The organism is Duncaniella sp. B8, from assembly GCF_005304985.1.
Lineage (GTDB): Bacteria > Bacteroidota > Bacteroidia > Bacteroidales > Muribaculaceae > Duncaniella > Duncaniella muris.
The window spans coordinates 2,087,655-2,108,728 of the sequence record NZ_CP040121.1 but is presented as its reverse complement, the minus strand read 5'-3'; the positions used below and the strand labels follow the sequence as shown (position 1 = coordinate 2,108,728).

The window sequence follows — 21,074 nt, the reverse complement described above, 5'->3', positions numbered from 1 at the left end:
TGTTTATTTACGGTTGAAGGTTAAAGATACACCCCAGCTATTCATCAGACTGTTTGTCCATGACATTTTATTTTCGCCTGAGAAAGTCATGGTTATAACACTTTGGCCCCATGCATTCGCAAAGTTACTGTTTGACGGAACTGAAAGTTTATCACCGGTAACGGTATATTTTCCGCTTGCCTTAGACTCCTTCTGCCCTCCTACCACAAGATAATCCGTGTAGGTCCCGTCAGCGGAAAGTGTGACAAAAAAAGTATCATCGCCATCCGATCCCTGCCAGGAGCCCACAAATGTTTTGCCTTCATAAATACCCGGTTCATCTGAACTGTCTTTGTTGTCACTGCATGCAGCAAAAGCAAAACATGATACCAATACAACGAAAAGTGTTGCAAATTTGAACTGATTTTTAATTGAAAATTTCATAATTTGTTTGTTAAAAAAAATGGTTAATATAAAAAAGATAAATTCTTCAGCGTTTTCATTGGATTTTAGACAAATATACAATGGTGGAATTAGGCATGGTGACCATCAGGCTGGAAGAAGCCGTTATCTCCATCTTGTAAACCTTTGTAGCCGGACTGCCGCATTTCCAATCCGGGAAATAGCTTGCTGTTCCTGATGTTCCTGACTCCCAGTCAACAGAAGTGAAATTGCAGGTCACGTACGATCCTGATACAGAAAAAGTTCCGCTTGCACACAACGAAATGTCACCCCATGAGCCGTATTTCCGGAACGAATTTTCGAAATATACCACGCTTCCGTCAGCCAAAAACCGAAATGTATATTTACCGTTTTTGTCCGTCCAGCCAAAAGCCGATGTCAGATTAGACTTCAGATTTGAAACTGACGGCATATCCGAACGCGTCCCCATGCGAAACTCCATCTTTGTAGTCCCCCTCTGCAGAACGAGACTCTTATCACTCAGAGTCACGACATTCCACAACGTCATCTTGATGGTCAGTGTCTTGTTGAGAGGAGCAAACGAGTAAGACCCCGTGTTGAATTCAGAGTATGAGTTGCTCCCCGGCGCGTCAAGCACGTATTCATCATACACCCCGCCAGGATAGAACGTAATGACAGTTTTCCCATCGGTTGACACCCATGTGTTCTGAAGGGTGTACAACTGGGTTTCAGGACTTTCAATCTCATTTCCGTCACCATCGGTCATAACGGAATTATCTTTTGTCAGAATGAACGTCGAAAACTGGCCTGTCGGCATCAGCCTGCCGCTTTCTATCCGGCATTCCATCTGATAGTCACCGGATAGATCGCCTGAAGTACTGGCATACGCACCTTTGCACACAAGACGTCCACCGCTTGCCGACCATGTAAAATATGCCACTGAAAAAGAATCCGGTCCTTCATACTCCATTGAACCTGTCTTGTCGGAATTCAGGCGAAGAGTTATGTTCTGATATTTCACGGCACCATTGTTTACATAACAGCGCGTGCCATACCAATTTCCGGCAAGATTGTCAGTTGCAGATTCCGGTCCATCTCCACTGCAACCTGTAGTGACTGCCAAAATGCAGACCATCAGCAATTGCACGAATGATTTGAGTCGTGTCATAACAAACATTACACCACAGGCTCCCCTCTCCGGTATCTATCAGGATTGGTTTATAAAACAAAAAAAAGCGTGAGAGCCGTACTTGTTGCCCGTTCCGCTTGTTGAGGCCTTCGCATTGCCTGGTATAGTAGAACGGACAACGCAGAAGCCTCACGCAGAATATGTGTAACAACACCGACAGCCTGCACTCTCGCGCCCGCTTCGGTGGAATATACATATCCACAAGGCATCTACTGTTGTCTCATTCCTGACTATACCATGAAGAAAGTTGCGAAGTTTCAACAAGCCAAGAAAGAGCGTCGAGTAAACGCTTTTCAGTATGTCATTGCAGAGCCGTCAGCCCTGCTGTTTTCAGCAAGCCGAATGGCAAGCCATCTTTTACGCCGACCCTCCCGCATCACCCTTGACCGGGCTTCTGCGATACGGTCTGCGGCCACAAAATTAATTATAATTTCTGAAATTTCAATAACTTCATCCAAAAACGCACCAAAAAGCCCCGGCAATGCCTCGGCACAACCAACGCATAACCCATGCACAACCCACAAACATCCCACGTATATCCCGTCCGGAACCGTAAACCGGTGTCCTTACGGACACCACATTCTTGCCTGACATCCACTACCCCCGACACCTTTGCGCTTGGCGCACGGTGTCGGGGGCTACGACTAAATCGGTGTCCTACGGACACCCGACCCCCCAATCAACCCGGATCAACCAATGCGCGTCCGGAGGACGCAGATTTACTCGTAGCCCGTGACACCGTAGCGCACAGCGCGCAGGTGTCACGGGAAAAACCACCCACCCCCAAAAAGTGTCCGGAGGACACTGATTTACCATCGTCCTATCATCTCGCCGACGGAATCTACAAAAATGGTACAAAGGTCCTGCCTATTGGTAACATACAAAAGACGCGATTAGCCTAACTTTGCACAAAAATCATCAGCCACATAGCCTTCTACGCCGGATGGCCAAAAGTCTGGGCAGCATTCCGCCTCGCAAAAGAAGTCTAGGCCGACGACACCGCCGCCGCCGACTCATGGTTCGCCCACCTCGCATTCGAGATTCCGGGCGGCGACACATCAAACATCTGGCTTGAACCCGTAGCCGACCAAGACTACAGCCGACTCCTCTGACCTGAGGGGCAGCCCGGCCCGCCCCATCCGATCAGGCATCCTACTTCTGATTCTGCAGACGCTCCGCAAGCAGAGCGCTGTACTGGCGCCCCACCGGAATGGTCTGCCCGCTGGCCAGAGTGACGCTCTGACGGCTGAAACTCCGGATCTTGTCGACAGCCACTATAAACGAGCGGTGAATCCTCAGAAACTTCTTCTGGGGAAGCATCGCTCCTATTGTCTTGAGTATCACGCGCGAGAGCGTACACGAACCGTCAGTGCGGAAAATCTTCGAATAGCCCTCCATAGCCTCGACATAGGCAATGTCAGCCAGCGGAATAGACACATTATTGTATTCCTGCTTGACCACTATACACTTGTCGGCCTGCACATGCTCGTTATAGTCAAGCTTCTTTATAGCCTTCTCCACCGCAAGTTTGAACCGGTCATAGGCAAAAGGCTTGTGCAGATAGTCTACGGCGTTGAGATTGAACCCGTCGAAAGCATAATCGAGATAGGCCGTGGTGAATATGAAACAAGCCTCCGGAGGCACCGCAGCGGCAATTTCCAGGCCGTTGATACCCTCCATCTCCACATCGAGAAACGCCAGATCGAAATCACCCTTCTTAATGACCTCGATCCCCTCGGCCGGATCGGAATAGGCCGACAGCTCTATGCCGCCGAAACGTCCACAGAATTTGGAGATGATATCCAGGGCCAGTGGCTCATCGTCGATAGCCACACATCTGAGCTTTTGACTAGTCATGAGAGTCTGATTTTTAGATCAACAATAAATTTTCCGTCCTTCTCCACGGTCTTCAGTTCGCAGGCATCCGGGAAAAGGCAGGCAAGCCGCACACGGCAGTTCTCCAGACCCACCGGAGCCTCGGTCCTGAACTCCTCAACGCGCTTGAGAATATCATTTTCAGTGTGGAATTCAAGCAAGCCCTCCTTAAGAGTGAGGCTTATGTCTATCAGGCAGTCGCGGTGGGTCGAAGTTCCGTATTTGAACACATTTTCAAGAAACGTGATCATGATCATCGGAGGGATGCGCGCGCTCTCGTCGTCCACATCGCAGCTCCATTTCACTTTGGTATGGCCGTTGAGACGCAACGACTGCAGGTCGATATAGTTACGGATATAACGTATCTCCTCGCCCAGCGCCACAGTGTCGCGGTCTACCCCGGTATAGGTATATTTGACCAGTTCGATAAACTTCACGAAAGCCGTCTCTGTGCGTTCCGATGTGCCGATGAGCATACTGTAGAGCGAGTTGAGCGTATTGAAAAGGAAATGCGGGTTGATCTGGGCCTTATAGACGGCAAGCTCGGCAGTGTTCCTCTGCAGCTCCACCTCCTTCTTGATCATCAGCTGCCGGTAAAGTTCCTGGATAAACGACATGGACAGCGCATAGCCCATCACCAGCGAGAACATCATCCACACTCCGATTGCCTTGCTGTAGTTGCGTATCTGATTGTAAAGAGCCGTCAGTGACTCGGCGTTGAACGTCACCTCCGGAAGCCTGTACTGCGTCAGTATGTAGTTGCCTATCACAAGCACCACAAGAATCACACCGATAAGCCAGTACTTTCGTTCCACAAAAAGCTTGGGAATGTTGAGCAGACGCACCGCGAAATAGTCGCCGTAGAGACAGGCAATCAGAAGCCACGTAAACCCCGGCCAGTCGGAGAGCCAGTAATAAGCCGGGCTCAGCACAATCAACAACGGCATGAATACCAGACAGAAAGTCAGATCTATGATCCGGTCTACTTTTTTCTTTAAGAATTTCATGTCACAAATTTAACACTATTCGCCATCTTCTGAAAGCCGGCCGAAAAGAAAATTAAAGGGTGTCCGGAAAACCTTTTAGAGGTCGTTTAAAAACACCTCTTATTGCATATCTCCTCCAAACTTCTTATTTTTGCAGGCTTCACGCATGAATTCCCACGGTTTTACCGAACCTGTATGCCGGGTGGAAGCGTTATAATATAATTATGAAAATGACCGGACTTCTATCAACTTTTCTGCTCGCCATAGCAGCCATAGGCTGCGGCAATACCAATTCTTCCGCAACTGCTGACTCTCAGGACTCAGACACAGCCGCTGCTACCTCCCCGGCAGTCACCGGCCACAAACCGGAAAGCCCCGCGGTGCTGCCAGGCATCGAGGTGCTCCGCCGCAACGGCTTCGAGGAACTCGACGGAATGCGAGTGGGCCTCATCACAAACCCTACAGGCGTTGACAATTCGCTCAAATCGACAATCGACATCCTTGCCGAAGCCCACAACGTCAGGCTGACTGCTCTCTTCGCCCCCGAACACGGCGTCAGAGGTGACCATGTGGCCGGAGCCAACGTGGCCAATGACACCGATCCGAAAACCGGAGTGCCCGTCTACTCGCTCCACGGTAAAACCAAAAAGCCAACCCCTGAGATGCTTCAGAACGTAGATGTGCTCGTCTATGACATCCAGGACATCGGCACCCGCAGCTACACCTTCATCTCCACTATGGGGCTCGCTATGGAAGCCGCAGCCCAAAACGGGAAGAAATTCATGGTGCTCGACCGCCCGAACCCGCTCGGCGGAAACAAGGTGGAAGGAAGCATCGCCGAACAGGGCAATTTCTCCTTTGTCAGCCAATATCCAATCCCCTACATCTACGGGCTCACCCCCGGCGAACTCGCCCGCTACCTCAACGGCGAGGGGCTGCTCAAAAGCGGCATGAAAGCCGACCTGACAGTCATACCCATGAAAGGCTGGCACCGCTCCATGACCTTCGCCGACACCGGAATGCCCTGGGTGCTCCCCTCGCCGCATATCCCCGACCCGACAACAGCCCTGCTCTATCCGGCCACAGGCATCATGGGTGAGCTTGACTACGTATCGATCGGCGTGGGCTACACCCTCCCCTTCAAACTCGCCGGCACTACATGGATCAACGCCCAGAAACTCGCCGACCGACTGACAGCTCTGAAGATACCCGGCGTTGAGTTCCGCCCTATCCACTACAAGCCCTTCTACGCCATCTTCAAAGGCGAGAATCTCCACGGAGTGGAAATCTATGTCCGCGATGCCGCGGCTGCCCCTCTGACCCTCATCCAGTTCTACATCATGCAGGAACTCGCCGCCATGTATCCCGGCCAAAAAGCATTCTCGAAAGCCACACCGGCCCGCATAAAGATGTTTGACATGGTATGCGGATCGCCAAAAGTCCGCGAACTCTTCCAGGAAAATTACAAGGTCAAAGACATGGCCGACTACTGGGACAAAGACGTGGAAGCCTTCACCGCCCGCACCGAAATCTACCGTCTCTACGAGTAATCACACCTTAGCTATATAAGTGGTTGTTTAAAAACAGCCGCCAAGTAGCTCCATATTATATCCGATAGACCGATCATGACAGTCATAGCCGATGCCGGAAGCACCAAAATAGAATGGGCGCTGCTGGGAAAAGACTCCCTGTGCCGCCTGCGCCTCTGCACCCGCGGATTCAATGCCGCCCAGTGTCACACCGACCGCCTCGTGGAGATCATACGTGAAGACGCCCCCGCGCTCCTTGGCGATGCCACGGGCTGCAGCGCCATATATTTCTACGGTGCCGGATGCATCGGAGAACGCTGCGATGAAGTGGGATCGGTGCTGAAAGCGACCTTTGCAGCAGAGACAGCCCACGTCGACAGCGACATGCTCGCCGCCGCCCGCGCCCTCTGCGGCTCCGAGCCCGGAATAGCCTGCATACTCGGCACCGGATCCAACTCCTGCCTCTATGACGGCCGCCGTATCACGGCCAACACACCACCTATGGGCTTCATACTCGGCGACGAAGGCAGCGGCGCCTCCCTCGGCAAAGCCCTCCTGACCGGCATATTCAAACGCCGCCTGCCACAGAGCGTCATCTCACTGTTCACCGACCGCTACCCGGAAGCAGACAAAGCCGAAGTCATCCGCAACGTCTACCGAGGAGAGCGCCCGGCCGCCTATCTCGCCTCATTCGCCCCCTTCCTGAAAGAGCATATTGACCTCCCGGAGATCAGCAGACTCGTCACAGATGAATTCACCCGCTTTTTCAGCATGAACATACTCGACTACGACAACGCCCGCGCTCTACCCGTCCACTTCATCGGCTCCATAGCCCACCACTTCGCCCCGCAGCTCCGCCGGGCAGCCGCAGAATGCGGACTGACAATAGGCCGCATCACCCAAGCCCCGATGGACGCCCTCATCAGCTTCCACGGCCAATAAAAATACCCGCAGGCGTCCGTAGGACACTGATTTACTTCCGCCACGTGACCGTGACATCCTCTATTCCAAGACAGTGTAACCACCCCCAATACCTCGAAGAGGCTTGCAAACATCCTTGTTTGCAAAACATGCCCGCCACACGGCCATAAGATAAAACACACCTTACCAGCCCTTTATCCACGCGACAGCACCCGCTCCCATTCACCGTTCGGTCATTTGGCCGGAGGGCTTGGAGGCGGACAGATGGAAGGGGGGCATCGCCGAGGGAAAATCAATGGCGGTATTTCCTGATAACAATGTGATTGTTCTGGGTGATGACCACGTCAACCTGCACGTCATGCGGATCGGCTTCAATCTCATCAACGAGCTGAAAATCATAGGCCACACCCACTTTGCGGGCACGGCTTCCGGCGAGAAGGCGGTCGTAATAACCCTTGCCGCGGCCCACACGGTTGCCGCTGCGGTCATAGGCCACAGCCGGGACCACGATCATCTCCATCTCATCGACCGAAGAAGTGTCAGTCCCCGTAGGCTCCTCGATATGGAACGAACCGAGGCTCAGGCGCGATTCGTCATAGGGAAGAATCTCAAGATTCACTCCGTTGACTCGCGGAAGATAGAAATGCTTGCGTCCGCACCACTTTCTGATAAACGCCCGCGTTGACAATTCGTCAGGAAGCGAATGATACATCAGAATCCTGTCTGACAGCATGAATTCGGCAGTCTGTTCGAGCAGGCTGAACACCTGTTCGGCCGCCGCCTGCTTTTCCTCCTCACTCAGAAGAGTCTTGCGGGCCTTTATATTGCGCCTTATGTCATCTTTTTTCATAGTCCCGGTGGAAGCTTTCGCAATTAATATCTTGTCTCCTTGACCGGAAAAGCCGCCTTGCCGGAGGCGAGAGCCTCGACTCCGCTGACAACCGTCGGGTCAAGTTCGTTGAACACCTTGAAATAGCCCTCTACGCCAAGCACATTACGGACTATCATGGCTTTCAGTTGATTAACAAGCAGATCACGGGAAATGTTTATGTAGTACCAGCGGGGAGCCACACCGGCCTTCTGCGAGTAGCTGACAAAGTCCTGAAGCAGAGTGTCATCGTCAGGGAGCATGCGCAGAAGAGCAGCCACATCGCCTGACTTTTCAAGCCTGTCGCGGTTTCGGTCGGTATAGTCGAAAGTATATTTCTGAATCAGACCGGCATTGACTACGTTGAGATAATACGACGTGATGCCGGCAGTGTCATTCGGGACGAAAATGTCAGGCATGATGCCCCCGCCGCCATAGACGGTGCGTCCGTGCATGGTCTCGAAGGCAAGCGACTTGTCGAGCTTTATGGAATCGGCGCTGTAGAACTCGCCGTGTTCGTAGCGGTTGATGATATCGCGGTCATAATCCGTTCCCGGAGCGTAGGCCTTCTGGATGCAGCGCCCCGACGGAGTGTAGTAGCGGGCTATGGTCAGACGCAGGGCACTGCTGTCAGGCAGTTCGATCTGATTCTGAACCAGACCCTTGCCGAACGAGCGGCGGCCTATCACCAGTCCGCGGTCATTGTCCTGGATAGCACCGGCGAAGATCTCGCTCGCGCTTGCCGAGACCTCGTCGATCAGAACCACCAGCTCGGTGTTGAGCAGCGATCCGGAACCGTCGCTGAACGTAGGGCGGTCATCGGGAGCGGTCTTTCCGCGCATACTCACTATCGGCGAGCCGGCAGGCAGGAATTCATTGGCCATCAGCACGGCGGGCTCCATGAAGCCGCCGCCGTTGCCGCGGAGGTCTATTACAAACTTCTCGGCCCCGTCGGCCATAAGGTTGACAACCGAGGTGAGAAATTCGCTGTAGGTGTTCGACCCGAATTTATTGATCTTGACATAGCCGGTCTTCGGAGCGATCATATAGGCGGCGTCGATAGAGGTCACAGGGATGTCGCCGCGGACCACCTCGAAAGGAAGAATCTTTTTCGACGTGTGGCGTTTGATGCCGAGCTTCACCACACTTCCCTTAGGCCCGCGCAGCGAAGAGCGCACCTTGACATCGCTCCATTTCTGTCCGGCCACAATGGTGTCGTTGATGCTCACAATCTTGTCGCCGGCAAGCAGACCGGCCTTCTCCGAGGGTCCGCCGGAAATCACCTCAAGCACATTAATGCTGTCGTTGAGCAGATTGAACGATATGCCGATGCCTGAAAACGAGCCGCTCAGCTCCTCGTTGACGTTCTGAAGGTCTGCGGCGGGGATATAGACCGAGTGGGGGTCGAGATGTGAGAGCAGCCCGGCAAACGAAGCCTCAAGCAGGCTGTCGGGGTCAACATCGTCGACATACGAGCGGTCGATTATTTCCAGAATCGTGTCAAGTTTGCTTCTGGAATTCCATCTTGCGGAATTATTGAAAAAAGATTTACCGATCCACATTCCGGCCACGAGAGCCACTGCAATGGCAAGCGGCATCCAGACGGATGTTTTCTTAAGACGGTTGTTCATAGAAGGTTTTTACAAAAAAATTAGCTTTTTGATGTTTTTATCTTATCAGAGACAATGTAATAATGTACGAATAGCAATAAGAGGTTGTCAAAAAAACAACGGCCTCTAAGTATGGGCCGGCGTGGAGCAGGCGGCTAATTTCTAAACGCCGTCAGTCTCGCAGGCATCCGATATATGGCAGCATTCCACCCCTGCACGGCGCAGCAGATCTATGCCGTCGGTGATGCGGTAGAGTTCGTTGAACACCACCCTCTTTATTCCGGCCTGGATGATCAGCTTCGCGCAGTCCAGACAGGGAGAAGCGGTAACATAGAGCGTCGAACCCTCGGCAGAGTTGTTTGAGCGGGCCACCTTGGTGATGGCATTGGCTTCGGCGTGGAGCACATAGGTCTTGGTCTGACCGCTCTCGTCCTCGCAGACATTCTCGAAGCCTGCCGGAGTTCCGTTGAACCCGTCGGAAATAATAGTGCGCCCCTTGACCATCAGCGCCCCGACTTTCCGCCGTTCGCAATAGGAATTCTCGGCCCATATGCGGGCCATGCGCAGATAGCGTCTGTCGAGCAGCTCCTGCTTGCCGTTATGTTCCTTGCCGTCATGTTCCATAATCGGTCGATTTATTCAGTGCAAAGATAGTGAGAATAATTCTATTAAATCACATTTCATCGCAAAATATAACACATCCGTCCCAAAAATGTGCACAAAACATAGCCACGTAATCCTTTAAACGGTCAGATCATCGCTTAAAAGCAAACGATGCCAGGATTTGTCAGACAGATCTTTTTTTTTGCAAAGGGTTATGTAATTATCGCGGTGGCCGGGGGCGTTGGCGGGGAAAGATTGCCTATGTGCGGGAAATTGATTACTTTTGTGGTGTAGTTAGATCAGGCGCGGTGGCGTCTGACTGTTGTCAATTCTTCACGGAGGGCGCACAAAGTCGGGCTTTCGGATGTTTAATCTCTAAAACCCGATGGGCTCCCGAAGTTGTAGCCGGAGTTCCCGAACGTCCTTCCGAAATTCAAAAAAACATATATGATTATGAAATCTGTTTCTCTGTTAGCAACCGCCATTTCAGCAACTTTGCTTATGTCAGGCTGCAATGTATTCAAAAAAAACGGCACTACCGTGGATAGCGAAAACGCAAACGTAAAGACTACTACCGTAACCGGACAGCCGAAACCGGCATCTGCCGAAACTCTGATCGAGCCTCTGCTCGGAAGCTGGTCTGTCACCACTATCAACGGCGAGGAGGTGAAGGTCAACGGCGACAATCATCCCGAAGTGACTTTCAAGGCTATCCCTGAAGCGAAGACCGCCATTCTGGTGATCGGCTTCAACGGCTGCAATTACCTCAACGGTTCATGGATTGTCAAAGGCACGAAGCTCAATCCCAACGGCGAGTTTATCACCTCGCTCAAAGCTTGTCCGGACGCGCCTTATGAATTCGCTTTCAACCAGGCTATCAACCAGGTGGCTTCCTACAGTGTGATCGACAACAACTCCATCTCGCTCAATTCCGAATCAGGCACGGCTCTCATGACTCTCCGCAAGCGCAATCTATCGTTCCTCAACGGCGCATGGCAGGTGACTACCATCAAGGGTACTCCGGTTCCTGCCTCGACAGCCATCAAGGTGGTGATCGATATTGACGAATGCAAAATCCACGGCAATGCCGGCTGCAATATTCTCAACGGCACCGTGGTCATCAACCTCGACAAGGGCGACGGCATAGAGTTCAAGGATCTCGCCACCACCCGCATGACCTGCCCTGACATTGCCACCGAACAGTCATTCCTCGTGGCTCTCGAAGAGGTGGCCACATGCACTGAAGGTGCATCTGCCGACCAGGCTATCATGAAGGATTCCGACGGAATGCCGATGCTGACCCTCATCCGCATCTCTCCCGACCAGCTCAATGAAGAATAGTCCGATAATGAAACCCATAGACATCAGCCATCTGCTGCTCCTCACTCCCGAAGAGCAGCAGATGCGCATTGACAGGGTCAGGGTCCGGATGGCTGCCGATCAGCTTCCGGCCATGCTGATTTCTGACAATGCCAACAAATACTATCTGACCGGACGTGTCTACGCCGGATACATCTATCTGCCTCTGGAAGGTCCGGTCATCTATTTTGTGCGCCGGCCGGTGGAACTCGAAGGCGACGGTGTGGTCTATATCCGCAAGCCTGAAGAGATAGGCCAGACTGTGGGGCTGAACGTTCCCGAAGCCATAGGCCTCGAACTGGATGTGCTCCCCTACTCTACGGCCATGCGCCTGAAGAGCGTCTTTCCGCAGAGCGAGCTTAAAAACGCCTCTGCGGTCATGCGCCAGGCCCGCGCGGTGAAGACTGCCGGTGAGATCGACATGATACGCCGCTCAGGAGTGAAGCATGTCCATGTCTACAGCCGCATCCCTCATCTCTATCAGCCGGGCATGAACGATCTTGAGCTTCAGGTGGAGATCGAAAAACTCAGCCGTCTGGAAGGTTGCCTCGGCCAGTTCCGCATCAGTGGAGACTCGATGGAGCTTTATATGGGCAACGTGCTTGTGGGCGACAATGCCGACTTCCCCTCGCCCTACGATTTCGCAATGGGAGGCCAGGGCATGGACCCCTCGCTGCCGGTGGGTGCCAACGGCAACACCATCAAGCCGGGCAATACGGTGATGGTCGACATGAACGGCAATTTTGACGGCTACATGACCGACATGACCCGTGTATTCGCCCTTGGCAATGTCGATCCGCTGGCTCTCAAGGCCCATCAGTGTTCAATCGACATCCACCGCGAGCTCTGCGCCATGATGCGTCCGGGAGCCGAGGCCAAGGCGCTCTATGCCAAGGCCGAGGAGATGGTCAGAGAGTGCGGCCTGCACCCCTACTTCATGGGCCACCGCCAGCATGCAGGCTTCATAGGCCACGGCATCGGCATAGAGATCAACGAGCTTCCGGTGATCGCTCCCCGCTCGCGCGACATCATCGCCGCAGGCAATGTGATAGCCCTCGAACCGAAATTCGTGATTCCGGGCACAGGTGCCGTAGGCATCGAGAATACCTATGCCGTCAATGACGACGGCATTGAATGCCTGACCCCGGCCCCTGAGGAGATTTCCTATTTCGACGTCTGAGCGCCACAGCCTGCCTCAGCTCCCCCTCCCCACCCACTCACCACAGCCAACCCCTGAAAATGCAATCTTTAGAAGATATAGTAAAAAAAATCGACCTCCCGCTCTTCCACTCCATCGGCGAGGCAGCCGACTCGATCAGCCGCCCCTGCTATGCCGTGGGAGGATGTGTGCGCGATCTGTTTCTTGACCGTCCGTCAAAGGATTTCGACTTTGTGACCGTGGGAAGCGGCATCGAGCTGGCCGAGATAGTGGCCTCGCGCCTCGGCCGGGGCACTCACCTCAACGTGTTCCGCAACTTCGGCACCGCGCAGGTCAAGCGCCACGACACGGAACTCGAATTCGTAGGCGCACGCCGCGAAAGCTATGACCGCAACTCGCGCAAGCCGGTGGTCGAGGACGGCACTCTCGAAGAAGACCTCTCGCGCCGCGACTTCACCGTCAACGCTTTGGCTCTGTGTGTCAACCGCAACGGCTTCGGGCAGCTCGTGGACCTTTTCGACGGACTTGGCGACATGGAGCGCCGTATTCTGCGCACTCCGCTCGACCCCGACGTCACTTTCAGCGACGATCCTCTGCGCATGATGCGGGCCATCCGCTTCGCCACTCAGCTCGATTTCACCATCCTGCCTGAGACCTTCGAGGCCATACGCCGCAATGCCGAGCGCATACGCATCATCTCAAAAGAGCGCATTGTCGACGAGCTGATGAAGATCATGCACTCCCGCCGCCCGTCAACCGGCTGGGATCTGCTGCTGAAATCAGGTCTGCTTGCCATCATCTTCCCAGAACTGGCGGCCATGAAGGGGGTGGACGTGGTCAACGGTCGCGGCCACAAGGACAATTTCTACCACACTATGGCCGTGCTCGACAACGTGGCCGAGAAGAGCGACGACGTGTGGCTGCGCTGGGGAGCGCTTATGCATGACATAGCCAAGCCCGTCACCAAGCGCTGGGACGAAAAAATAGGCTGGACCTTCCACAACCACAATTTCATCGGTGCCAAGATGGTGCCGCGCATTTTCCGCCGCATGAGGCTCCCGCAGGACTCCAAGATGAAATATGTGGCCAAACTCGTAGAGCTCCACATGCGCCCCATAGCACTGGTGGAGGACGAGGTCACGGATTCGGCTGTGCGCCGTCTGATCCACGACGCGGGCGATGACATTGAAGATCTGATGACCCTCTGCGAGGCCGACATCACGTCCAAAAACCAGGAGAAAGTGCGCCGGATTCTCGACAATTTCGCGCTTGTGCGCCGCAAGATGGTAGACCTCAACGAGCGTGACCACATCCGCAACTTCAAGCCGCCGGTCGACGGTACCGAGATCATGGAGACCTTCGGCATTTCGGGCGGTCCGGTGGTAGGCCAGATCAAGAGCGCCATCAAAAATGCGGTGCTTGACGGCGTGATCCACAACGACCACGAAGAAGCCCGCGAACTGATGCTCCGTCTTGCCGCCGAGCAGGGTCTCTATCCGGTCAGCGGCGCCAAGAAATAATTTTTCAGAGTTACTTAAGAGAGTTACTTCAAACAGAGAGAGTTACTTATGTACTATATCACCAAGCGATTCGAACTTGCAGGCTGCCACCGCCTCGAACTGTCATATGAAAGCAAATGCAGCCGCCTGCACGGCCACAACTGGATTGTGACTGTCCACTGCCGTTCGCGCCAGCTCAACGCCGACGGGATGGTGGCCGATTTCAGCCACATCAAGAAGCACATCACCTCTTATCTCGACCACGGCAATTTCAACGAGCTTCTCCCCTTCAACCCCACGGCCGAGAACATTGCCCGCTGGATCTGCGAGCAGATTCCCCACTGCTACCGCGTGGACGTGCAGGAAAGCGAGGGCAACGTGGCAAGCTACGAGACTGACGAATAATCCATTCCCCACCAACACTCCCCCTACCACTACTCCATTTCTATGAGCTACCGGATAAACGAAATCTTCTATTCGCTTCAGGGCGAGGGCTACTTCACGGGCACTCCCGCGGTGTTTCTGCGCATGAGCGGCTGCAATCTGAAATGCGGATTCTGCGACACCCGCCACGAGGAACACACTCTGATGAGCCCCGCGCAGATTGTAGAGGCAATCGGGCAATATCCCACACGCCACATAATCATCACCGGAGGCGAACCCTCGCTGCAACTCGATCAGATGCTGGTCGATCTGCTCCATGACGAGGGCTGGTTCATACAGATCGAGACAAACGGCACCAATCCTCTGCCCGAAGGGATTGACTGGGTGACTTGTTCGCCGAAGCAGGGCCATGGGGGTGAGATAGCCGTGCGCCTGCGCAACATCGACGAACTCAAAGTGGTCTACGAAGGTCAGGATGTCGAGTCCATAGCCAACTCGCTTCCGGCCATGCACTATTTCCTACAGCCCTGCAGCTCACCTCGCTACGACGGCGGTTCGAACACGGCTGCAACCGTCAGCTACATCCTCGCCCATCCCCACTGGCGGCTCTCGCTACAGACCCATAAGCTGATCGACATACAGTAGGCAGCTTTATAATCGGAGCGTTACGTCAGGATTGATCGCCTTGACAAGATCGATAAATCCCTTCCTGTCATCAGGCGAAATCACCACAGCCTGACGGCTCCCTTTGTAATAGACCGCAATCCGGTCAGATGACGCCGCCGGGGCTGCCGACATGCTGCCGGTCGATTCTATCACGGTGATTTTCATTATATCCACTTGCCCTAATCTGAGCGGGCCACATCTGATCAGGAGTTTTTGATCTGTCACTACATAACTTATTCCAAATGTCACAGACCAAAGAATGGCCCCTGTAATGACGGCAACCCCAAGCATTATCCACGAAAACGCATAGAAAAGCGGAAGCCCGACCGGCAACGCCACGATCAGAAATAGCGCCACAACTACCCACAGGTCAATCTTTGATCTGAATTTCATATAATTATTCATTATTTAAGTCCAATAGATCTGATTCAATCTGCTTGTTGACATTTAATCTTACTGTATCAATTAAACGATCTATGTCTATATCCTTAACTTCATCTGCAAATATTTCACTATAGACTTGAATAACATTATCAATAGCTTCCCGACATTCATTTTCATTAAGATTTATAACTTTATCGCCATCTTCATCCGATGAAGATAAAAGCCATATATCAAATTCTTTATCCCAATTTAAATGTAATCCTGCGACAGAAACAGATGTGTATGCAGCCATATCTACAACAATTGTGAATCCCGCAACCATATTAGCAGCTACAAAAGCCGTATACATACCAGCAACATGTGAAATTACAGCAACAGCAAAATAGAATAATGCCACAAAGACTCCAACGGCAATAGAATCTACAATAGCATCGGGATCTTCAACACCTAAACTCAAAAGAAATAATTTTTTTTCTTCTCGGTTCAATACATCATAATTCTCTTCTATTTGTTGATACAAAAAGCCTTTATTTTTCATCTGATATAGGTATGCTTTTACATCACCTGCATCTATCGCATTCATAATATCATCATCCGCAAATGACTGAAGTAATCTTTGTAAACCAGTATCTAATATAAGAATATCATCAATATTACCACTAATATTATTTCCACTGCGACTACACAAATATCTTGATGGATTTTCAATCATTTTTTTTGCAAATGATCGATCTGATATTATTTGATCAACAATATTCGCATAATAAACATATGATTCATATTGTTCATCCGATAAATGAATACTTATTGCAGCTTGTTTCCCTATTACTCTATTATTAACTTCTGTCGTGAATCGATCTAAATCATGATCAGCATATAATCCTGAACAAGAACTTCCTACTAAAGAACTTGCGACCGACCACACTACTAATCTTTTTACATTTTTATTCGGCGTTTTCATTTTTATAGCTGTCTAATAAGAAAGGAAAATTTAAGCATCACTATTGAATATACCTCTCCATAATATTTTTTTGCCGCATTTAAATAGAGAGGATTGGTAAATATGCATGCACAATAAAAACATGTATGAGCAATAACATGACACTCAGGGATATCAATATTTAATTTTTCACCAATAAAAGATAAGATTTTCCACGGACCAGATACAAACAACCATATTTTTAAGAAGTCATCAAACTGGGCAATATACTGGTTGTACAAATTACCAAATTCTAAATCTCCCAAGTTAAAGTATGGAATATACAAAACTGGTAATCCACAACAAGATAACATTTTACCTTCAGGAGATATTGTAATCCCATTAAATATATTATGGCATCTTTCTTTAAGAAAATATGGTACATTTTCTTTTTTATTCCGAAATAATGATAGGCTTTCTTCTGTAAAAGGCATCCATAAACCAGGGGCTATATGTAGTTTAATATTTTTATTTCCATGTAAAATTAATTTAACATCTTCATCTTGCAATATATTATTCACCCCAAAATTACGTCTACTACCCGACTCGACATTAACCACCGTCAATATATCTAAAGCCGTTGCTGCATGGATTACATTTTTTATGTTTTCAAACGGAATAAATATTTGATGCTCATCACCAGTACTGATATTTAACTCAGCTAATCCCGCATTCTTACATCTCTTTAGAACACTTATAGCCGCATCTTTAGTTTTCGCCCAAAATGCATTTGTAACAACCCTGCAAATTAACTCTTTATCCGCAATATAATTTATTAACGAAATCAAATATGGCAGATCAATAAAACATTCTCCTCCTGTTAGAACTACCACTTCAATCTCATTAAAGACAGAAATAACTTCATCAATATATTTTTTTGCAATATTCAAAGGCATTTTTTCAGACCTATTTGGATTACACTCAAAACAACAATTTGCACATGACGCAGTACATTTATAAGTTGTAACCAGAGAGAGACTTTTTACTTTCATTGTGTTTTTACTGATATATTTTTCTGCAAATATATTACATACTCAAATAATTCACAAATAATTTGAAACTTTATATCTCTAAATTATTACTGTCCGCTAAACTTTTTTGAGGAATTAAAAATTTAGGACTGATTCTTGCTAATACAAGCGATTAAAGTCGATTTCCATTTGCATGAGTCAGCTCTAATTGGTTATTTGGGTATCGCCAAACAGTCCATGAATAACCATGCCCAAAAGTAGTAATTTCTTCGGACAGCCAATATATGGTCAGTTGATAAAATCACGGTCACGTGATTTATGGTTTAGCGGACAATAATATCTCTAAATATGGCAACCACATCGAAATCCACCAAAGTCACAACGATTTAGGCACCATCAAATTGACATAGCCTTAACAATCAAGGGAATAATACCAATCTACAAACATAAAAGACATGCTTATAATTATTACTGTCCGCTAAACTTTTTTTGAGCGATTGAAAAATTAGGGCTGGCACCTATTGCAGGAGTCAGCCCTAAATGGTTATTTTGATGTCGCCAAACTATCTTAAATAACCATGAGTAAAAGTAGTAATTTCTTCGGACAGCCGACATATGGTCAGCTGATAAAATCACTTGATCGTGAAAAAATAGTTGAAATCAGCCGAAAACACGGCGGAGAGAAGTATGTCAAGAGCTTTGACGGCTATACGCATTTGCTTACGATGCTATATGCTGTCATACAGCGCTTCGATTCATTGCGTGAGATAGAGACTTCTATGACAGCCGAGGTACGCAAACTCCATCATGTAGGCATTGACACTGTGCCCAGGCGGAGCACCTTGTCGGATGCAAATGCCAGACGTTCAGAGAAGTTCTTTGAAGATGTATACCGCGACTTGTATGCAGCCAATAAAGACATTCTTTCCTCGGACAGCCGACGCAATGGCACGGAAGAGTGGATAAGACGGCTTAGAATCATCGATTCCACTACAATCACGTTGTTCTCCAATGCTATTTTCAAGGGTGTTGGCCGTCATCCGAAGACGGGAAAGAAGAAAGGCGGCATCAAGGTACACTCGGTCATACATGCCAATGAGGGCGTTCACTGCGACGTGCAGTTCACTTCGGCAGCGACCAATGACTCCTTCATGCTTGCACCGAGCCATTACAGCCACAACGAGATAGTAGCACTTGACCGTGCATATATCAACTATGCCAAATTCGAGGAACTGACGGATCGAGGGGTGGTATATGTAACCAAAATGAAGAAAAACCTCAGTTATGAAATACTTGTGGACTGTATGCACCAGAATCCACAGGGACTGATGGAGTACCGTGAACAGGTCGTAGTGTTCCGTAAAGACGGCATCAACCACATTGCAAGAATAATCACATACGTTGACATTAAGAAAGGCAAGAAGCCAAAACTTATATCGCTTCTCACCAATGACTTCGACATGCCTCTGGAGACAATCGTGGCCATCTACCGTCGCCGATGGCAGATTGAGTCGCTTTTCAAGCAGATAAAGCAGAACTTCCCTTTGCGATACTTCTATGGCGAAAGTGCCAATGCCATAAAAATACAGATTTGGGTAACGCTCATAGCTAATCTGTTGCTCTCGGTCTTACAAAGCACCTTGCAAAGGCGTTGGAGCTTTTCTGGACTGGCTACAATCGTCAGAATTGTACTGATGTATTATCTGAATCTCGAAAAGTTCCTAAATCAGCCCGACGCTGACTTGAAAATCATGCTCGCAGAGGCCTCGGAATCCCCTCCTGAAGATCCCGAAAACTGCTGAGGGGGCTTGTCAAATACAAAAAGTAAGCCCAACTTCTGCTGTTCAAGAAGTTGGACTCACCCTTTTATGGTTTAGCGGACAGTAATAGCTTATAATGATATTTAGCGGCTCGAACACGGCCGCGACCGTCAGCTACATCCTCGCCCATCCCCACTGGCGGCTCTCGCTACAGACCCACAAGCTGATCGACATACAGTAGGCAGCTTTATAATCGGAGCGTTACGTCAGGATTGATCGCCTTGACAAGATCGATACAACGACTTTTAAGAGTCGTGTTTACTTTTGATTTATGTTAAGATTTAGAGAATATTTTCGAGTCAATTTTTAGATTTTGTGAAAGAGTTATGGGGTTCCATAATGACTGAACTAAAGCCTAAAATTGGTCGAAAAGAGCTATAAAGATTTCATAAAGTTAAAAAATATTTTAATTATTAGCATTCCATCCGGGGCGGTAAATCGGTGTCCTCGTCCGGACACCACATGCTGGAGGGGATCGCAAACCCGTGACACCTGCGCGCTGTGCGCTGCGGTGTCACGGGCTACGAGTAAACCGATGTCCTGACGGACATCACCATCCGGTCTCAGCACGCGCAGCGTGACCCGGACAGATCCAAAGGCAGCGCCAAACCCGGCAAGACAGGGTCCGGATGGTCACACAGGCAACGGAGGACGGCGGCAAGGCGGGGGACGGACGGGCAGCGGGCAGCGGGTGTCCGCCAGGACACCGATTTACTCGTAGCCCCCGACACCGAAGCGCAACGCGCGCAGGTGTCGGGGAGGAAAGACATTCAAACAAATATGGTGTCCGGTCGAGGACACCGATTTACCGTTCCGAATGGACCCGCAGGCAACGACAGGACCAGACAACGCCAATTCAGAATGACAACACCGGGCCCGGACCGCTCACGGTCAGCGCGTGTCCGCAAGACGGGGTCCGGACGGCCACGCAGGCGACGGGTGTCCGATAAGGCGAGTTTCGGATGAGATGGTGGCTTCCATAAAAGTCTCGAAGAGACTGAGTTTTCGAAACCCCAGGGTAAGCGAGAGCCCAAAGGGCCGAGCGGTGCCTGGGGTATTGGTGAGAAAGAGACTTCTGCCTCGGAGAGGCTGGTTAACGGCAACGGGGGACTATGTTTTTTGCCCTCTCCCGCATTATCGCACTAAAACGGGGGACAGAGGTGATTATCTTTGCGGTAAACTAAAAGTCAAAATTTACTGCGCTATGAAAAAACATACACGAAAGCCACTCTGTCCGGTATCAAAAAACTTCTATTCCACTATCACAGACCGCGTAAGAGACTCTCTGAGGAGTGTAGGCCGTGAGGATGCCGCGGAGGCGACTATGGGCTGCATTGACCGTTATATGGCTGACGGCACTCTGCCTCCGGGCGGCTCAGACGCCGCTACAATTCTGGTTTTCAACCTGCTGCGCATGGAGATTGACAAGGCTCTCCAGCGTTCACGCCGTGCACGTCAGCGCGCCGCCGAAAGAGTGGCCGATGCCGCCCGAAAACACCGTGAGCCCGCAGCCGTTGCGGCAGTGTCTGCCCCCGCAGCAGCCGAACAGGATGTTGACTCCGATGATGCCGAGGACGAAGAACCGGAGCCGTTCAGACCGCGCAACCGCCGCGAACGCCGCCTTTACGAGCAGGAGGTGCGCCGTGCGGCAAACAGGCTGCGCCGCCGTCTGGCCCGACAGTAAGCACCCCTACGGAGCGCCCCGAAGTCTTTCGCCGGCCATGATGATTTTTAGAGCTCGTTTAAAAACAACCTCTTGCCTCCGGTATTCAAGGATTTTTGCTAATTTTGCCGATGCGTTTTGCGGGAGTGAGAAACTTTTGCGAAGTGCCGTTTGTAATGTAATTTAGATATTATATCAATATAGCAT

General features: G+C 50.6%; 19 protein-coding genes and 1 pseudogene. 10 read left to right on the top strand and 10 right to left on the bottom strand.

From position 1 onward, the window contains the following. Positions 1 to 3: 3 nt before the first annotated feature. From FDZ78_RS08990 to FDZ78_RS08970, 4 genes are all read right to left on the bottom strand, one after another. On the bottom strand, positions 4 to 423 hold the full coding sequence (locus FDZ78_RS08990) for a hypothetical protein (RefSeq protein WP_136408444.1): 420 nt from the start codon (positions 421 to 423) through the stop codon (positions 4 to 6). A gap of 55 nt (positions 424 to 478) precedes the next feature. Next, positions 479 to 1,570, bottom strand: a complete 1,092-nt coding sequence (locus tag FDZ78_RS08985; RefSeq protein WP_136408443.1) for a hypothetical protein — start codon at positions 1,568 to 1,570, stop codon at positions 479 to 481. 1,173 nt (positions 1,571 to 2,743) lie between these two features. After that, positions 2,744 to 3,448, bottom strand: coding sequence for a LytTR family DNA-binding domain-containing protein (locus FDZ78_RS08975; RefSeq protein WP_123400381.1), 705 nt, complete (start codon positions 3,446 to 3,448; stop codon positions 2,744 to 2,746). Next, positions 3,445 to 4,473, bottom strand: coding sequence for a sensor histidine kinase (locus FDZ78_RS08970; protein ID WP_107031812.1), 1,029 nt, complete (start codon positions 4,471 to 4,473; stop codon positions 3,445 to 3,447). The genes FDZ78_RS08975 and FDZ78_RS08970 overlap by 4 nt, the downstream gene beginning before the upstream one ends. A 209-nt stretch (positions 4,474 to 4,682) precedes the next feature. Here FDZ78_RS08970 and FDZ78_RS08965 point away from each other — a divergent pair, with 209 nt between their 5' ends. Continuing rightward, positions 4,683 to 6,002, top strand: a complete 1,320-nt coding sequence (locus FDZ78_RS08965; protein ID WP_123400391.1) for an exo-beta-N-acetylmuramidase NamZ domain-containing protein — start codon at positions 4,683 to 4,685, stop codon at positions 6,000 to 6,002. 75 nt (positions 6,003 to 6,077) lie between these two features. Next, the gene (locus FDZ78_RS08960) at positions 6,078 to 6,923 is read left to right on the top strand and encodes an ATPase (RefSeq protein WP_123400383.1); all 846 of its coding nucleotides are present in this window, start codon (positions 6,078 to 6,080) and stop codon (positions 6,921 to 6,923) included. A 271-nt stretch (positions 6,924 to 7,194) separates the two neighbouring features. On the opposite strand, the gene FDZ78_RS08955 is transcribed toward FDZ78_RS08960, so the two are convergent. The 3 genes from FDZ78_RS08955 to FDZ78_RS08945 all read right to left on the bottom strand — a co-directional run bounded on the left by FDZ78_RS08955 (position 7,195) and on the right by FDZ78_RS08945 (position 10,004). Beyond that, complete coding sequence (locus FDZ78_RS08955; protein WP_123400385.1) at positions 7,195 to 7,752, bottom strand: 5-formyltetrahydrofolate cyclo-ligase; 558 nt, start codon at positions 7,750 to 7,752, stop codon at positions 7,195 to 7,197. A 23-nt stretch (positions 7,753 to 7,775) separates the two neighbouring features. Beyond that, entirely contained in the window at positions 7,776 to 9,401 is a 1,626-nt protein-coding gene (locus FDZ78_RS08950; RefSeq protein ID WP_123400387.1) for a S41 family peptidase, read from the bottom strand. A gap of 141 nt (positions 9,402 to 9,542) precedes the next feature. Beyond that, positions 9,543 to 10,004: a dCMP deaminase family protein gene (locus FDZ78_RS08945; protein ID WP_123400389.1), complete on the bottom strand. Its 462-nt coding sequence runs from the start codon at positions 10,002 to 10,004 to the stop codon at positions 9,543 to 9,545. Positions 10,005 to 10,436: 432 nt separating this feature from the next. Between FDZ78_RS08945 and FDZ78_RS08940 the strand changes: the two genes are divergently transcribed. The 5 genes from FDZ78_RS08940 to FDZ78_RS08920 are packed head-to-tail and all read left to right on the top strand — an operon-like array spanning position 10,437 to position 15,029. After that, positions 10,437 to 11,324 carry an META domain-containing protein gene (locus FDZ78_RS08940; RefSeq protein WP_160631765.1) on the top strand — a complete coding sequence of 296 codons (888 nt, stop codon included), beginning with the start codon at positions 10,437 to 10,439 and terminating at the stop codon, positions 11,322 to 11,324. A gap of 7 nt (positions 11,325 to 11,331) precedes the next feature. Further along, on the top strand, positions 11,332 to 12,522 hold the full coding sequence (locus FDZ78_RS08935; RefSeq protein WP_124076119.1) for a Xaa-Pro peptidase family protein: 1,191 nt from the start codon (positions 11,332 to 11,334) through the stop codon (positions 12,520 to 12,522). Between the two features lie 59 nt (positions 12,523 to 12,581). Further along, positions 12,582 to 14,021, top strand: a complete 1,440-nt coding sequence (locus FDZ78_RS08930; RefSeq protein WP_136408442.1) for a CCA tRNA nucleotidyltransferase — start codon at positions 12,582 to 12,584, stop codon at positions 14,019 to 14,021. 48 nt (positions 14,022 to 14,069) lie between these two features. Beyond that, entirely contained in the window at positions 14,070 to 14,405 is a 336-nt protein-coding gene (locus FDZ78_RS08925; protein ID WP_136408441.1) for a 6-carboxytetrahydropterin synthase, read from the top strand. A 42-nt stretch (positions 14,406 to 14,447) separates the two neighbouring features. Then, entirely contained in the window at positions 14,448 to 15,029 is a 582-nt protein-coding gene (locus FDZ78_RS08920) for a radical SAM protein (RefSeq protein ID WP_136408440.1), read from the top strand. A 6-nt stretch (positions 15,030 to 15,035) separates the two neighbouring features. Here FDZ78_RS08920 and FDZ78_RS08915 read toward each other — a convergent pair whose 3' ends face one another. The 3 genes from FDZ78_RS08915 to FDZ78_RS08905 are packed head-to-tail and all read right to left on the bottom strand — an operon-like array spanning position 15,036 to position 17,405. Continuing rightward, positions 15,036 to 15,443 carry a PH domain-containing protein gene (locus FDZ78_RS08915; RefSeq protein WP_168182016.1) on the bottom strand — a complete coding sequence of 136 codons (408 nt, stop codon included), beginning with the start codon at positions 15,441 to 15,443 and terminating at the stop codon, positions 15,036 to 15,038. A gap of 4 nt (positions 15,444 to 15,447) precedes the next feature. Next, a complete protein-coding gene (locus tag FDZ78_RS08910) occupies positions 15,448 to 16,395 on the bottom strand; it encodes a hypothetical protein (RefSeq protein WP_124076117.1) in 948 nt (315 codons plus the stop codon). A gap of 2 nt (positions 16,396 to 16,397) precedes the next feature. Beyond that, entirely contained in the window at positions 16,398 to 17,405 is a 1,008-nt protein-coding gene (locus tag FDZ78_RS08905; RefSeq protein WP_136408438.1) for a radical SAM protein, read from the bottom strand. Between the two features lie 557 nt (positions 17,406 to 17,962). On the opposite strand from FDZ78_RS08905, the gene FDZ78_RS08900 reads away from it, so the two are divergent. From FDZ78_RS08900 to FDZ78_RS14640, 3 genes and pseudogenes are all read left to right on the top strand, one after another. Continuing rightward, entirely contained in the window at positions 17,963 to 19,186 is a 1,224-nt protein-coding gene (locus tag FDZ78_RS08900) for an IS4 family transposase (RefSeq protein ID WP_124076696.1), read from the top strand. Between the two features lie 103 nt (positions 19,187 to 19,289). After that, positions 19,290 to 19,385 (top strand): annotated as a pseudogene (locus FDZ78_RS08895) (7-carboxy-7-deazaguanine synthase); the annotation flags it as partial. Between the two features lie 1,023 nt (positions 19,386 to 20,408). After that, on the top strand, positions 20,409 to 20,888 hold the full coding sequence (locus FDZ78_RS14640; RefSeq protein WP_168182013.1) for a hypothetical protein: 480 nt from the start codon (positions 20,409 to 20,411) through the stop codon (positions 20,886 to 20,888). Positions 20,889 to 21,074 lie beyond the last annotated feature (186 nt).

What these genes read in the sequence shown, in the direction of transcription:
- FDZ78_RS08990 (WP_136408444.1), bottom strand. Translation starts at nt 423, where the DNA reads ATGAAATTTTCAATTAAAAATCAGTTCAAATTTGCAACACTTTTCGTT.
- FDZ78_RS08985 (WP_136408443.1), bottom strand. Translation starts at nt 1,570, where the DNA reads ATGACACGACTCAAATCATTCGTGCAATTGCTGATGGTCTGCATTTTG.
- FDZ78_RS08975 (WP_123400381.1), bottom strand. Translation starts at nt 3,448, where the DNA reads ATGACTAGTCAAAAGCTCAGATGTGTGGCTATCGACGATGAGCCACTG.
- FDZ78_RS08970 (WP_107031812.1), bottom strand. Translation starts at nt 4,473, where the DNA reads ATGAAATTCTTAAAGAAAAAAGTAGACCGGATCATAGATCTGACTTTC.
- FDZ78_RS08965 (WP_123400391.1), top strand. Translation starts at nt 4,683, where the DNA reads ATGACCGGACTTCTATCAACTTTTCTGCTCGCCATAGCAGCCATAGGC.
- FDZ78_RS08960 (WP_123400383.1), top strand. Translation starts at nt 6,078, where the DNA reads ATGACAGTCATAGCCGATGCCGGAAGCACCAAAATAGAATGGGCGCTG.
- FDZ78_RS08955 (WP_123400385.1), bottom strand. Translation starts at nt 7,752, where the DNA reads ATGAAAAAAGATGACATAAGGCGCAATATAAAGGCCCGCAAGACTCTT.
- FDZ78_RS08950 (WP_123400387.1), bottom strand. Translation starts at nt 9,401, where the DNA reads ATGAACAACCGTCTTAAGAAAACATCCGTCTGGATGCCGCTTGCCATT.
- FDZ78_RS08945 (WP_123400389.1), bottom strand. Translation starts at nt 10,004, where the DNA reads ATGGAACATGACGGCAAGGAACATAACGGCAAGCAGGAGCTGCTCGAC.
- FDZ78_RS08940 (WP_160631765.1), top strand. Translation starts at nt 10,437, where the DNA reads ATGAAATCTGTTTCTCTGTTAGCAACCGCCATTTCAGCAACTTTGCTT.
- FDZ78_RS08935 (WP_124076119.1), top strand. Translation starts at nt 11,332, where the DNA reads ATGAAACCCATAGACATCAGCCATCTGCTGCTCCTCACTCCCGAAGAG.
- FDZ78_RS08930 (WP_136408442.1), top strand. Translation starts at nt 12,582, where the DNA reads ATGCAATCTTTAGAAGATATAGTAAAAAAAATCGACCTCCCGCTCTTC.
- FDZ78_RS08925 (WP_136408441.1), top strand. Translation starts at nt 14,070, where the DNA reads ATGTACTATATCACCAAGCGATTCGAACTTGCAGGCTGCCACCGCCTC.
- FDZ78_RS08920 (WP_136408440.1), top strand. Translation starts at nt 14,448, where the DNA reads ATGAGCTACCGGATAAACGAAATCTTCTATTCGCTTCAGGGCGAGGGC.
- FDZ78_RS08915 (WP_168182016.1), bottom strand. Translation starts at nt 15,443, where the DNA reads ATGAAATTCAGATCAAAGATTGACCTGTGGGTAGTTGTGGCGCTATTT.
- FDZ78_RS08910 (WP_124076117.1), bottom strand. Translation starts at nt 16,395, where the DNA reads ATGAAAACGCCGAATAAAAATGTAAAAAGATTAGTAGTGTGGTCGGTC.
- FDZ78_RS08905 (WP_136408438.1), bottom strand. Translation starts at nt 17,405, where the DNA reads ATGAAAGTAAAAAGTCTCTCTCTGGTTACAACTTATAAATGTACTGCG.
- FDZ78_RS08900 (WP_124076696.1), top strand. Translation starts at nt 17,963, where the DNA reads ATGAGTAAAAGTAGTAATTTCTTCGGACAGCCGACATATGGTCAGCTG.
- FDZ78_RS14640 (WP_168182013.1), top strand. Translation starts at nt 20,409, where the DNA reads ATGAAAAAACATACACGAAAGCCACTCTGTCCGGTATCAAAAAACTTC.